The sequence below is a fragment of the Priestia sp. YIM B13552 genome (assembly GCF_042787775.1).
Lineage (GTDB): Bacteria > Bacillota > Bacilli > Bacillales > Bacillaceae_H > Priestia > Priestia megaterium_E.
In genome coordinates, this window is record NZ_JBHZOU010000004.1 from 87,677 (window position 1) to 101,362 (window position 13,686).

At 38.4% G+C, this 13,686-nt stretch carries 15 protein-coding genes; 6 read left to right on the forward strand and 9 right to left on the reverse strand.

The features are described 5' to 3' along the window. Window positions 1-22 precede the first annotated feature (22 nt). Both ald and ACFX40_RS17495 read right to left on the reverse strand, forming a co-directional pair. Window positions 23-1,156: an alanine dehydrogenase gene (gene ald / locus ACFX40_RS17490; RefSeq protein ID WP_013059863.1), complete on the reverse strand. Its 1,134-nt coding sequence runs from the start codon at window positions 1,154-1,156 to the stop codon at window positions 23-25. Window positions 1,157-1,408: 252 nt separating this feature from the next. After that, window positions 1,409-2,644, reverse strand: coding sequence for a PucR family transcriptional regulator (locus ACFX40_RS17495; RefSeq protein WP_028409727.1), 1,236 nt, complete (start codon window positions 2,642-2,644; stop codon window positions 1,409-1,411). 396 nt (window positions 2,645-3,040) lie between these two features. On the opposite strand from ACFX40_RS17495, the gene gndA reads away from it, so the two are divergent. Further along, window positions 3,041-4,453: an NADP-dependent phosphogluconate dehydrogenase gene (gene gndA / locus ACFX40_RS17500; protein WP_028409726.1), complete on the forward strand. Its 1,413-nt coding sequence runs from the start codon at window positions 3,041-3,043 to the stop codon at window positions 4,451-4,453. 42 nt (window positions 4,454-4,495) lie between these two features. Here gndA and zwf read toward each other — a convergent pair whose 3' ends face one another. Beyond that, window positions 4,496-5,998, reverse strand: a complete 1,503-nt coding sequence (gene zwf, locus ACFX40_RS17505) for a glucose-6-phosphate dehydrogenase (protein ID WP_013059860.1) — start codon at window positions 5,996-5,998, stop codon at window positions 4,496-4,498. Window positions 5,999-6,303: 305 nt separating this feature from the next. Continuing rightward, a complete protein-coding gene (locus tag ACFX40_RS17510) occupies window positions 6,304-6,750 on the reverse strand; it encodes a staygreen family protein (RefSeq protein WP_253351991.1) in 447 nt (148 codons plus the stop codon). A 177-nt stretch (window positions 6,751-6,927) separates the two neighbouring features. Here ACFX40_RS17510 and ACFX40_RS17515 point away from each other — a divergent pair, with 177 nt between their 5' ends. From ACFX40_RS17515 to ACFX40_RS17525, 3 genes are all read left to right on the forward strand, one after another. Further along, a complete protein-coding gene (locus ACFX40_RS17515; RefSeq protein WP_028409723.1) occupies window positions 6,928-7,602 on the forward strand; it encodes a uracil-DNA glycosylase in 675 nt (224 codons plus the stop codon). Between the two features lie 103 nt (window positions 7,603-7,705). After that, the gene (locus ACFX40_RS17520; protein ID WP_028409722.1) at window positions 7,706-8,023 is read left to right on the forward strand and encodes a YwdI family protein; all 318 of its coding nucleotides are present in this window, start codon (window positions 7,706-7,708) and stop codon (window positions 8,021-8,023) included. A gap of 15 nt (window positions 8,024-8,038) precedes the next feature. Beyond that, a complete protein-coding gene (locus ACFX40_RS17525; protein WP_013059856.1) occupies window positions 8,039-8,410 on the forward strand; it encodes a DUF423 domain-containing protein in 372 nt (123 codons plus the stop codon). A 24-nt stretch (window positions 8,411-8,434) separates the two neighbouring features. On the opposite strand, the gene gerQ is transcribed toward ACFX40_RS17525, so the two are convergent. The 3 genes from gerQ to hemQ all read right to left on the reverse strand — a co-directional run bounded on the left by gerQ (window position 8,435) and on the right by hemQ (window position 10,284). Next, on the reverse strand, window positions 8,435-8,914 hold the full coding sequence (gene gerQ, locus ACFX40_RS17530; RefSeq protein ID WP_013059855.1) for a spore coat protein GerQ: 480 nt from the start codon (window positions 8,912-8,914) through the stop codon (window positions 8,435-8,437). Window positions 8,915-8,940: 26 nt separating this feature from the next. After that, a complete protein-coding gene (locus ACFX40_RS17535) occupies window positions 8,941-9,363 on the reverse strand; it encodes a cell wall hydrolase (RefSeq protein WP_016765947.1) in 423 nt (140 codons plus the stop codon). Between the two features lie 177 nt (window positions 9,364-9,540). After that, window positions 9,541-10,284 carry a hydrogen peroxide-dependent heme synthase gene (gene hemQ / locus ACFX40_RS17540; RefSeq protein WP_013059854.1) on the reverse strand — a complete coding sequence of 248 codons (744 nt, stop codon included), beginning with the start codon at window positions 10,282-10,284 and terminating at the stop codon, window positions 9,541-9,543. A 276-nt stretch (window positions 10,285-10,560) separates the two neighbouring features. Between hemQ and pta the strand changes: the two genes are divergently transcribed. Then, a complete protein-coding gene (gene pta, locus ACFX40_RS17545) occupies window positions 10,561-11,532 on the forward strand; it encodes a phosphate acetyltransferase (protein WP_013059853.1) in 972 nt (323 codons plus the stop codon). 31 nt (window positions 11,533-11,563) lie between these two features. Here the strand turns inward: pta and lipL are convergent, their stop codons facing one another. After that, window positions 11,564-12,415: an octanoyl-[GcvH]:protein N-octanoyltransferase gene (gene lipL / locus ACFX40_RS17550; RefSeq protein WP_028409720.1), complete on the reverse strand. Its 852-nt coding sequence runs from the start codon at window positions 12,413-12,415 to the stop codon at window positions 11,564-11,566. Window positions 12,416-12,542: 127 nt separating this feature from the next. Then, window positions 12,543-13,217 (reverse strand): RsfA family transcriptional regulator, encoded by a 675-nt coding sequence (locus tag ACFX40_RS17555; protein ID WP_013085499.1) that lies wholly within the window; start codon window positions 13,215-13,217, stop codon window positions 12,543-12,545. 201 nt (window positions 13,218-13,418) lie between these two features. Here ACFX40_RS17555 and ACFX40_RS17560 point away from each other — a divergent pair, with 201 nt between their 5' ends. After that, window positions 13,419-13,643, forward strand: coding sequence for a YuzB family protein (locus ACFX40_RS17560; RefSeq protein ID WP_013059850.1), 225 nt, complete (start codon window positions 13,419-13,421; stop codon window positions 13,641-13,643). The last annotated feature ends 43 nt before the right edge of the window (window positions 13,644-13,686 follow it).

A 13,686-nucleotide genomic window follows, 5' to 3' on the forward strand; every position in this document is an offset into this window, starting at 1 on the left:
TAAGGACGTTTTTCACTTTTTATTAGATAGAAGCTAATTCTTTTTCAAGAGCTACGTCTACTGATACATAATCATAACCTAAATCATGTGCAACTGCTTCGTACGTAATGGCTCCGTTTGCAACGTTCACTCCTAATTTTAACGCTTCGTTTTGAGCGATTGCTTTGTGAACACCTTTAGAAGCAATTTGAAGTGCGTAAGGTACCGTTACATTTGTTAGAGCAATCGTTGATGTGCGAGGAACTGCTCCCGGCATGTTTGCAACTGCATAGTGTACAACGCCGTGCTTTTCATAAGTCGGCTGATCGTGTGTTGTAATGTGGTCGATTGTTTCAACAATACCACCTTGGTCGATTGCTACGTCAACAATAACAGAACCTGGCTTCATTGTTTTCACCATTTCTTCTGTTACTAGTTTTGGAGCTTTTGCACCTGGGATTAATACTGCGCCAATCACTAAATCTGACTCCGCTACTGCATCCGCAATATTATAAGGGTTTGACACTAGCGTATTGATTTGGTTGCCAAAGATATCGTCTAATTGACGTAAGCGTTCAGGACTTAAATCAATAATTGTTACATCAGCACCGAGACCGATTGCGATTTTTGCAGCATTTGTACCAACACCGCCCCCTCCGATAATCGTTACTTTTCCGCGGCTAACTCCAGGAACACCCGCTAGTAAAATTCCTTTTCCACCGTTTGATTTTTGAAGGAATTGTGCACCGATTTGAGCAGCCATACGTCCTGCTACTTCGCTCATAGGCGTTAATAGAGGCAATGTACGATTTACTGCTACTGTTTCATAAGCAATGGCTGTTACGCCGCTATCTTTTAATGCTTTTGCTAGTGCTGGTTCAGCTGCTAAGTGAAGGTATGTGAATAAGATAAGACCTGGTCTAAAATAGCCGTATTCACTTGCTAGTGGTTCTTTTACTTTCATAACCATTTCGGCTTGTGCCCAAACGTCAGCTGCTGTCTCAACAATTTCAGCTCCAGCTTTTACATAATCTTCGTTTGTGAAGTTACTTCCAATACCCGCTTCATTTTCAATTAATACACGATGACCTGTACCAACAAATGATGCTACGCCTGCTGGTGTAATCGCTACTCGGTTTTCGTTGTTTTTGATTTCTTTTGGTACGCCAATAATCATGATTAATTTCCCCCTTGGTCGTTTGTGTACCTTTAGTATAAAGAAAGTTTTGTGAAATTTCTTTGTCTAGAAAGAAGAATCGAAGAAGTGGTTTTTGTTTAAACACACAAATGTAAACGCTTACTTATCAGAATTTTTAATTTTTATGTAAGGTAATCTAACATCATAAAGAAATAAAAAGTGAAAAAAAGAGCTATTCGTTTATTAGAAAATAAATGAATAGCTCGATGTTAAAAAAAGTCACATTATTTGTTATTTTTTATATTTCATTAACTTAATATCAATATAAAGAGTCATTTTTTGATTAACGTCCTTTAAGTTAATATCACCAATCTCTGAAATTCGCTTTAATCGATAGCTAAGGGTATTCATATGCACATTTAATTCTTTTGCTGCTTCGTTAATGTTATTATCATTATTTAAAAATACTTCGAGAGTCTCCACCAAGTTGCTATTATGACGAAGATCGTAATCAGTTAGCTTCTTTAAAGAATGGTTTTCAAATTGATCTTGCACGCGCTTTTCTAAAATAACATCAAGAAATTGATAAATACCTAATTCCTGATAGTTAATAATCTCTTTCGTTTCTTCTGGAAACTTACTTTTCATATCTAATACGTTCAAGGCTTCTTTATAACTTTTTTCGATATGATCGTGCGATGAATAAATACTGCTGCAGCTGGCTTTAATTTGAGTAACATCAAAGCGTTCATACATGTTGCCTCTAAAATAGTCTACAAAATCTCGCTGTTCATCAAGAGGGTTTTCAACCGCATCCAAAGAAAGCAGTAAGATTAAGTCATTGCAATCAATCGTATAAAGAACGATTTTTAAGCGATGCATCGTTTTTAGCATATACGAGATTTGACGTTCAGCTTCAGGCGTAATATCTTCTTGGAAGCGGAAGATAGCAATGGAAAACGTTGATGGAGCTGTAATTTGAGCTTCATAAAACGCTTCTGAAATTTCTTGGCGAGACTTAATGTGACCAGTTAATAATTTCCAGAAAAATTCCTGTGAACGTTCTTCTCGTTTATATTTTCGAATTTGAAGCTGTAGCAATTTATTTTTTAATACATTCGCAGCTTTTTTTAATAGCTCTACTTCTTCGTCGCCTAAGGCTTTCTCAATTTCAACAGCCCAGATGAATCCTAGAACTTCTTCATTTTTCCAGATGGAAATAGCTATACGATCTCCAAGCCCAATTTCATTTATATTTTTCACACGCACAGGTTCATTTGTCTCAAGCAGTTTAGGAATAATGCCTTCTTTCCATAAGTTGTTGATGACTTTTTCCGGAACTCTTCTTCCAATAATTGTGGCAATACGCGCCTGGTCCGTTCTTTCGTCATGGGTGCTATAAGCTAATAAGCGATGATTAGCATCTTCAATGGTAATAGGACAGTTCAATACTTCGCTAATGCGATCAGCGAATTCTTCAAGCGTATCAAAATTTTCCTTGAACGGATCTTTGATTGGTTTCGTCATATATAAAATCCCTCTTCATAAAACAAAATAAGTACTAGTACAGCTTTTTTAGCTGCAATAAATATAGTAAAACGGTAACAACCGTGTTGATTGTCAATTCATTGAAATGATTAACTGCTTAATATTTTAACAAAAGTAATTGTTTAAGAAAATGTTAAAATGCGTCTAAAGGTAGTTAAGAATGTACGTATGATTCGTAACTGCGTTCATTTCACTTATTTTATCGAAATTTTCTTCAAAATAATCAATGTTCGGTGAGCATGATTCTTTTCAAGTGTGTATAATAAAACGTATGATTATGGTTATATCAAACTTGAATCTGTAACTTTCTTTATGATATGTTCAGTTACGATTAGGTTGACCAATTCATATTACACATGAAGGGAAGAATTTAACATGGCAAAACAACAAATCGGTGTTATCGGTTTAGCGGTTATGGGGAAAAACTTGGCGCTAAACATTGAGAGCAGAGGCTATTCTGTTTCAGTTTATAACCGCTCTCCTGAAAAGACAGAAGAGTTCCTAAAAACAGAAGCAGAAGGTAAAAATTTTGCAGGTACATACAGTGTGGAAGAGTTTATTAATTCTCTTGAAAAACCGCGTAAAATTTTATTAATGGTTAAAGCTGGTGCTGCTACAGATGCAACAATTGATTCGTTAAAACCATACTTAGAAAAAGGCGACATTTTAATCGATGGCGGAAATACATTCTTCCAGGATACAATTCGTCGTAACAAAGAGCTAGAAGAATTAGGTATCCATTTCATCGGTACAGGCGTATCCGGCGGAGAAGAAGGCGCATTAAAAGGACCTTCAATCATGCCTGGCGGACAAAAAGAAGCATATGAACTTGTAAAACCAATCTTAACAGCTATTTCAGCAAAAGTTGAAGGCGATGATTGCTGCACATACATTGGACCAAATGGTGCAGGTCACTACGTAAAAATGGTTCATAACGGCATCGAGTATGGGGATATGCAGTTAATTTGTGAAGCATACTTCATTATGAAAAACGTATTAGGTTTAGAAACAGATGAACTACATGAAGTATTTGCTGAATGGAATAAAGGCGAGCTAGATAGCTACTTAATTGAAATCACAGCGGATATCTTTACGAAAAAAGATGAAGAAACAGGTAAAGCACTTGTAGACGTTATTTTAGACACTGCAGGTCAAAAGGGTACAGGTAAATGGACAAGCCAAAGTGCGCTTGATTTAGGTGTACCACTACCAATCATTACGGAATCTGTATTTGCGCGCTTTATTTCAGCTATGAAAGAAGAACGTGTAAAAGCAAGCAAAGTATTGAGCGGTCCAAATGCAGCTGCATTTGAAGGTGACAAAGCTGAATTAGTAGAAGCAATCCGTAAAGCATTGTACATGAGTAAAATTTGTTCATATGCGCAAGGGTTTGCTCAAATGAAAGCAGCTTCTGAAGAATATGACTGGAATTTACAGTACGGTGATATTGCAATGATCTTCCGTGGTGGTTGTATCATCCGTGCACAATTCTTACAAAAAATTAAAGAAGCTTACGATCGCGATGCAGATCTAACAAACTTATTATTAGACCCATACTTCAAGGATATCGTAGAAGGCTATCAGTCGGCTCTTCGTGAAGTTATTTCAATTGCGGTTAAACAAGGTATTCCTGTACCAAGTTTCTCAAGTGCATTAGCTTACTATGACAGCTACCGTACAGAAACGTTACCAGCGAACCTTTTACAAGCGCAACGTGACTACTTCGGAGCTCACACATATCAACGTGTTGATAAAGAGGGCGTATTCCATACTGAGTGGTTAAAATAAAAAACAAGAAAAGCAGCTGTATACTACAGCTGCTTTTTTTATTTACTCTTTAGGGGAGAAGTTGTCTTCTCCGACTGGCCACCAGTGAAAACCGTCTTCAGCAAGCAATGCGTCTGATTCTTTTGGCCCCATTGAACCTGACTCGTAGTTCGGGAAGTTTTGTGCTTTTGTGCTTTCCCATGCTTCTGAAATGGTATCAACAAACTTCCAAGAAAGGGCTACTTCATCCCAGTGAGTAAAGTTCGTTGCATCTCCAAGCATGCAATCATAAATAAGGCGCTCATAAGCTTCCGGTGTATTCATTTTATCTCCACAGTTATTGCAATAGTTCAAGTTAATTGGTGTGGACGATGTTGCACCCGGAGTTTTACGCGCGTTTAAGTGAAGCGTAATACCTTCTTCCGGTTGGATATGAATGACAAGCAAGTTTGGATGAATTTCTTTATCTTTATTGAAGTACAGGTTCATTGGTAAGTCTTTGAACTGTACAACAATTGTCGTTGCTTTTTCTTTCATGCGTTTACCTGTACGGATATAAATTGGTACGCCAGCCCATCTGAAGTTATCAATCATAAGCTTACCAGATACAAATGTAGCGGTATTAGACTCAGGATCAACCGAATTTCCTTCGCGGTAGCCGATCACTTCTTCTCCTTCAAGTACACCTTTGCCGTATTGGCCTCGTACAAAATAATCATCTACTTCATCTACTGATAAAGAGCGAAGAGCACGCAATACTTTTACTTTTTCACTGCGAATTTCTTCCGGTGTTAATTTAATTGGCGGTTCCATGGCAAGCAATGCCACCATTTGAAGCATATGGTTTTGTACCATGTCTCGAAGGGCACCTGAAGACTCATAGTAACGGCCACGGTCTTCTACACCAAGCGTCTCGCTAGACGTAATTTGGATGTTTGAAATGTATTGATTGTTCCACATTGGTTCAAATAGAGCATTTGCAAATCGAATAACTTCGATATTTTGCACCATTTCTTTACCGAGGTAGTGGTCGATACGATAAATTTGATCTTCCTTAAATGCATGGCGAATTTGTTCATTTAGTTCTTTAGCAGAAGGATAATCATGGCCAAACGGCTTTTCAATGACTAGGCGACTCCAACCGTCTGTTTGTGTTAAACCTTCATTTTTTAAATTTGAAGCAATTGTTCCGAAAAATTCAGGTGCCATTGCTAGATAGAAAATACGATTTCCAGGCACGTTGTATTGCTCATCAAGGCTTTCTGTTAGGCTTTTTAATTCTTGATAAGAAGCGACATCTGTTACGTCAAACGGTTGGTAATAAAAATGTGAAGCAAACTTTTCAATGTCAGCGTCACTGTTTTTGAAACTGCTCACTGATTTTTTTACATTTTCGCGTAATTCGTCATTAGTCCAAGGTCTTCTTGCGACACCAACAACAGCGAAATCTTCCGATAGTTTGTTCGCTTTATATAAGCGGAAAATAGAGGGGAATAACTTACGTTTTGCTAAATCACCTGTAGCGCCAAAAATTACGATAATGGATTTTGGTTGTACATTTGTCATTACTTCTAGGACCTCACTTTGTCGTAGTTACGTTCAATTTTTTTCCGCTTTAACAGACAACACTTAAATGAAATCTGGGGATTCATTGCCCGTTAAACTCGGCCTTTATAAACAAACGAATGATTGCTTGTTTACCTTTTCCTTTATGTATAGAACTACTAATAAATTGTAACGATTTTAAAGGGTTAACGCAAATAGATTAAAACAATTTGTAGTTATTATTCCATGTTTTTAACAAGTTTAAAAGTATTTTGTTTCGAATACGGAGAAAAAGCTACCGTTATTTTAACAGTAGCTTTTCTCATTTATTTATATTGATACAGAGAACCGATAGATTTTTTTGTTGAAAATGGCAAGTCAGGGCTATCGGCAATGATAAAAATAGGACAGTGCATTAAAAGTGGATATTTTTCGAAAAAAGAAGCATCAGCGTGATAGATGGACGATAGAATAACAGGGAGCTGTTCTAAAAAGTGAAGGTAGCGTGTAATGGTTTCATCTGTTGATGTATGCGCACCGATGTAATAATACACAGTAAGGGAATAAAAGCCTTTATCAAAGACGAAGGATGCTAAATATTCGTTCCGCTCTTTTTGCATATGATCGTAGGCAAATTCAATGCCGATTTGAATGGAAGGAACAGAAGTGTGTTGACCTGGGAAAACGGTGTATTTTCTTGGTATCATCGGTTCAACGGGTGTAACACCCAGGCTGTAGGTTACATCTATTTGGTGGGGATTGCTAATGATCATATGGAATCCCTCCTTTAATATAAAAATACACTCTTTATAAGTGTATACAAAGTTTCATTGAACATGACAATATTAAAATATGCCCAGGCTCTCAGCATATTTAAAGCAGGCAACGTTTGAGCAGGAGGCAGAGTTTACGATAAAATAACAAAAAAGATTATTATGAGGTGATAAGCGATGAGTATTTTAAAAAATGACTGGGCTCCTTTATTAGAAGAAGAATTTCAAAAAGACTATTACATACAGCTTCGAGAATTTTTAGTGGATGAATATAATCACCACACCATTTACCCTGATAAATATGATATTTTTAATGCTTTACACTATACGGATTATAAAAATGTAAAAGTGGTCATATTGGGACAAGATCCTTATCATGGACCAAATCAAGCGCATGGACTGAGCTTCTCTGTTCAACCAGGAGTAAAAACACCGCCTTCTTTAGTGAATATTTACAAAGAGCTGAAAAATGAAATGGATTATCATATTCCGAATAACGGTTATTTAGTCAAATGGGCAGAACAAGGTGTTCTTTTGCTTAACACTGTTTTAACAGTTAGAAGAGGAGAAGCGAATTCTCACAAAGGAAAAGGGTGGGAACAGCTGACGGACCGCATTATTGAATTAGTGGCACAAAAAGAGGAGCCAGTCGTGTTTTTGCTGTGGGGCAAGCATGCACAAGCTAAAAAAGAGCTTATTCATCATTCGCACCATTTAATTTTGGAAAGCCCGCACCCTAGCCCATTTTCGGCTAATCGAGGCTTTTTTGGCAATAATCACTTTCAACGAGCAAATGAGTTTTTGCTTCAACAAGGACGTCAATCTATTGATTGGCAAATTGACGATGTGTAAAAGTGAGCATTTCATGAAGATTAGCTTCAGACATAGCCTCCTATTTCATCTTTTGATAAAATAGCTGTATAAAGTCATATTGAATGTAAGATGAGGTGTCTACATGGATATAAAAATGGCGCAGCTCCTTGATAAAATTAGTGCAGAAGTACAAAAAGCAAAGCACCATTCGAATAGTGCGAACGTTCGAGATCAATTGGTTGCCATAAAAGCACTATGTGAGCTTGCATTAGATCAAAATGGAGAGGTTTCACTATCGAAACCTGTCTCGGTTTCAAAACCTGTTGTAATGTCTTCACCGGAAATTGTGCAATCGCCTGAGATTATGCAGCAACAGATTATTCAGTCATCCAAACCTAATTTTGAAGGAACGAAATTGAAATCAGATGATGCAAACGGCGATAGTCTGTTTGATTTCTAAAGTGAGGAGAAAAACATGAAACTATTTTTAATAATCGGTGCAATCAATGCAATGTTAGCGGTTGCTCTTGGTGCTTTTGGAGCGCATGGGTTAGAAGGGAAAATCTCAGAGAAGTATTTAGAGGTATGGAAAACGGGAGTGCAGTACCAAATGTTCCATGCAATGGGGCTGTTTGTCATTGCGTTTCTATTAAGCAAATTTCCTCAATCTTCTTTGTTAACAGCTTCGGGCTGGATTATGTTCGCGGGGATTGTGCTGTTTTCGGGCAGTCTCTACGTATTAAGTACGTCCGGTATTAAAGTTCTCGGCGCGATTACGCCGCTAGGTGGAGTTGCATTTATTGTGGCTTGGATTTTAATTGTTGTTGCAGCTGTAAAATGGCTATAAAAAAACCCCTGAAAAGGGGTTTTTTTAACGCGGAGAATAATTGCTCAACTGCTGGCCTCCACCGCTAAACGGATAGTTATATTTGATTGGACCCTCAAAAGTGATGTAATCAAGATAAACCATAAGTAGTAAATAACGAGTGCCAGTTTGTGGATCACTTAAAATGATATGATCGCGTCCGGCTGCTTCAATTTCCCCTCTAAAGACCTTAGCGTTCCACTGCGTGTTATTTTCAAACGTCATATATACAGTCGCTATTTTTCCTCGATTCAAACGTAAAATATTTTCAATATATGATTCTTCAATGGGCAGTTGATTCGGGTCTTGCGGGGCACCGCTGCCTCCAGAAGAGGTAGGGGGCGGACCTCCTTGACTTTGCCCTTGAACCTGCTGGCCGCCTGGCTGGGGCTGCTGCGGCTGAGGCATATAATAAGGGTAGTTTGGACTCATATACGGATTTTGCATATATTGCTGTTGCGGTTGATTAGACTTTGGTTTTTTCATAGGAACCTCCTTCAAACAAAAAGAAATTAGTAAACTCCTGGACAATCAGCTTGAGTTGGTGCGAAGAAACAGTGAGATTTAAATCGTCCTGTGTTATTTTGGTTATACCATTGAGCAGGACAGTCGCCGCTGGGCTTGAAAAACCACAGTGAGTTTTCCGCGGGGTTAAAACGTTCCCCTCTTAATACACGTCGTGCAAGTGTAATTTCAGACTGGCGAGCACGCTGATAAAAGTAGCCTTTTTGAGTTGCTTCAAATCCGCCTGGGTTTTGAAACACCATCTGACGAATGGTTCTTATATTTCTAAAATCTAAACAGGGAGCTTTAGCGCGGTTCACGCCTACATTTCCTACCAGTAACATCCCTTGTTTTCCTTCACTTTCGGCTTCAGCTCGAATGAGTCTGGCTAGGAGCTTAACATCTTCTTCGTTGTGTGCAACGACTGCCATTATCCCACCTCGCTTACTTGTGACACTGTTGTATATATATGGTCCTGTAAGTGCGAATATGCCATGGCTAGAAAATAAAAAACCTGTTTCCACGTGGAAACAGGTTTTTTAGATAAAGCTCATTGATATTTATTGCTCTAGGCGTTACAAAAGCGATGAGCGCTTTTGCGGCTTAGTTTAAACGTGTAAAAAGCGTGCAATAGCTTCTTCTTTTAATAAATTTCCGACAAAGAAGCTGCCAAATTCCCCGTAGCGAGCACTTACTTCGTCAAAACGCATTTCGTATACTAATTTTTTAAATTGAAGTACGTCATCTGCAAAAAGAGTAACGCCCCACTCGTAATCATCAAAACCAACAGAACCCGTAATGATTTGCTTTACTTTTCCAGCGTATTGACGTCCAATCATTCCATGACTGCGCATTAAGCTGCGTCGCTCTTCCATAGGAAGCATGTACCAATTGTCATTTCCTTGACGACGTTTATCCATTGGATAAAAGCAAACATGACTAGCTTTTGGTAAAGTTGGATATAGTCTAGCTTGGATTTGAGGATTTTCATAAGGATCCTCCCCAGCAGGTAAGTAGTTGCTTAATTCAACTACTGATACGTATGAATAAGTAGGAATGGTAAACTCAGCAAGCTTTGTTTTATTAAATTCTGTTTCAATTTCATTTAGTTCTTCCATAGTAGGACGAACAAGCATTAGCATAAAGTCCGCTTTTTGGCCGACAATGGTATATAAAGCATGACTGCCTTGCTTCTCAGCTTCAGTTCCTTTCCATTTCTCAATCAATCCTAAAAATTCATGGATAGCCGCTTGGCGATCGTCGCTTGATAACTGCTTCCAAGCGCCCCAATCGATTGAACGGAAATCATGAAGTGCATACCAACCGTCTAATGTTTGTGCTGCTTCTGCCATTTCGTTTCACTCCTATTGTCCGATTATGATAAATTCCAATTCTACTATATCATAGTTTGTCCGAAGAACTGGAATGAAAAACCTGTGATTTTGTGACTAAACTTTAAACAATTGTCGCAAAGTAAAAACAGGTTTCATTTTAGGTGTTAGTGGAAAATTAAGAATTAAAAGACTTTTTCGTAATCATGGATTCTTGAAGGACATGCCTTTGATTTTTAAAAAAAGTGGAGTATCCTATTATGAGAAAAGTTTTTTACATATCGAGGAGGATTTACTTTGAGTGATTTATTTACAGGTTTAAAACAAAAAGTATCAGCTAGCGATGTATCAATCGTATTCCCAGAGGGATTAGATGAGCGCGTATTAGGCGCTGTTTCTCGTTTAGCTGCCGACAATATCTTAAAGCCTATCGTTGTTGGAAACAAAGACGCTGTAGCATCAAAAGCAGCAGAACTAAACGTAAAACTAGACGGTGTTGAGGTTCTAGATCCTCAAAGCTACTCTGAATTTGATGAAATGGTAGCAGCGTTTGTTGAGCGTCGTAAAGGTAAGGCAACAGAAGAAGATGCTCGCAAAATTTTATTAGATGAAAACTATTTTGGCACAATGCTTGTTCATATGAACAAAGCTGACGGTCTTGTAAGCGGAGCTGCTCATTCTACAGCAGACACAGTACGTCCGGCTCTACAAATTATCAAAACAAGACAAGGTGTTAAGAAAACATCTGGCGTATTTATTATGGTTCGCGGCGATCAAAAATACGTATTTGCTGACTGTGCAATCAACATCTCACCTGACAGCCAAGATTTAGCTGAAATTGCTATCGAAAGTGCTCGTACAGCTGAAATGTTCGATATCGATCCTCGTGTTGCTATGCTAAGCTTCTCAACAAAAGGATCAGCAAAATCTCCGGAAACAGAAAAGGTAGCAAACGCAGTAGAAATTGCAAAAGAATTAGCACCAAGCGTAACATTAGACGGCGAATTCCAATTCGACGCAGCATTTGTTCCTTCTGTAGCTGAAAAGAAAGCACCAGGTTCAGTGATTAAAGGAGATGCAAATGTATTTGTATTCCCAAGCCTTGAAGCAGGTAATATTGGTTACAAAATTGCACAGCGCCTAGGAAACTTCGAAGCAGTAGGTCCAATCTTACAAGGTCTAAACAAACCGGTAAACGATCTATCTCGCGGTTGTAACGAAGAAGATGTGTACAAGCTTGCTTTAATCACAGCAGCTCAAGCGTTGTAATAAAAAAACTCCGTCCTAGGGCGGAGTTTTTTTATTCGGCTAATGAACCTAATGCTTTTTCGTTGCGGTCATACATGCGCTGCAGCTGCGTCTCAAACAGCTCTTGTTCGGTAGCATTTAAAGGCATATTCACAAGAGAAGAGCTCATACTATTCAGTGTTTGCAATAAAAGCAGCATGACATCAGAAACGGTTAAATCAATCTGTAATAGTTCAGATAGCGAAGCCATTGTGTGAGGCTCGATATCTGGGTATGAAAATTTAGTTTCCGTGTTTTGGAGACCTTTTTTGTAAAACTCTTGAATGAGAGAAGCACGTTTAGAACCGCTTCCTTTAACGCATAAGTAAATTTGTACAGCCACTCCGCTGCGAACGCGTCGCTGTGAAATGCCTGCAAATTTTTGATTGCGAATGCTTAAATCAAAGCTGCCGGGACAATAAGAGCCTACGATTTCCTTCGCTTCAATTGCTGTCCCGTAAGATGCAAACATGATCTTAATCAAATCAAACATGGCTTCATATCCACGATCAATATCAATTCCTTTTTCTGCATCAGGAAAAATTAAAGAAATGTTTAGAACATCCTGATCAAGTACGACAGCGAGGCCGCCTGAATTGCGGACGATTGTTTTATATCCTTGTTCGTGTAAATAAGCTGCACCTTCAGCTAAATGAGGTAGCTTTGTATCTTGGATGCCTAATACAATCGTATCGTGATGCACCCATGAGCGCATGACAGCTGGAGATTCACCTCTTCCAACGGTTGTACAAAGCGTGTCATCGATGGCAAAAGAATGACGGGCATCAAAATGAGGACCTAGACTGGATTGATCAATAATACGCCAAGCGGGCTGTGCTAAAAGCTTCAAACTATTCTGCTGCATATCTCAAACCCCTTTATAAACAGTAAACGAACATATTATAGCATAAAGGCGTCGTGTCATTGACTGTAAAATAGAAAAAGAAGAAAGAAGAGCCAAGTTTGACATCCTCTTTCTTCGTTCATGTAGCTTATTCAGCCATTTTCTCAAGATTTCCGTTGCGATCCATTTTAAATGTAGTAGAAGAACGTTCTTCTTCATCGAATAGAGCTAACTTTCGCGCACGGTTCATGATTTGCATTAATGTTTCATAGTCTTCTTGAATAGTAGTAGCATTTGCCTCGAGATGTTTGATTTGTTTTTCCAACTCTGTGTTTTTCTTAGCTAGCTCTGCATTTTCTTGCATCAAGCGTTTGTTTTCGCTTTGCAATGCTTGTAAATTGCTCGCTTGATTTGGCATTGTTTGCAAAAAGCGAATAACATCAGCCATTGAAAGCTCCTCGCTGCTGCTTTTTTCTACTTGTGTTTCAGATAAGCTATATGTTGCTGTAGGTGCGGACATCATTTGTTCCACATGCTCTACAGATGCTGGTGGTGTATATAATAATTTCTTTTTGCCTTGCTCTTGTCCAAGTGCACGCATGCGCTGTTTTCGCTGTTTTTTGGCTAGCTGAAGTGCTTTTTCATACTGATGGCGTACCACAGCATTCCATCTGAATCCACATGCTGCTGAAGTGCGATTTAATTCATCTCCAACTTCTTCAAACGCATTCAGCTGCGTACTTCCTTCGCGGACATGGCGCAATACTGTTTCAGCTAATAATAAGTCGTTTTCTTCTGTCCAAGCATCTTGTCTATCTTTCACTTTGTTCACTCCTCTATTTTCCATGACTCATAGTAATCATGTTTTGTAGTATCATCATGTACAAAAAATCCATACTTTATACCATTTCTTCTAGGAGTATGATAGATTTTGCTTCCTTCTTTAACTTGCATCGGACTTCAAATAGGGGTAAAATACCCCTTAGACAAAATGATGAACCAATTTTGAAAGGATTGTGTCAACATGGCAAATGAATTTAGAATTTGTGATGATTGTCAGGCAACAAACGTCAAAACGTTGTTACCTCGACTTAAAAAAATAGATGAACAAGCTGAAGTACAAATCGGCTGCCAGTCTTACTGTGGACCCGGACGTAAAAAGTCATTTGCATTTGTAAACAATCGTCCTGTAGCAGCACCAACAGAGGATGAATTAATCGAGAAGATTGAGAAAAAAGTAAAAAAATAGATAGTGAAACAATAAATAGCTGCTTTTCTGCTACTTATTTGTC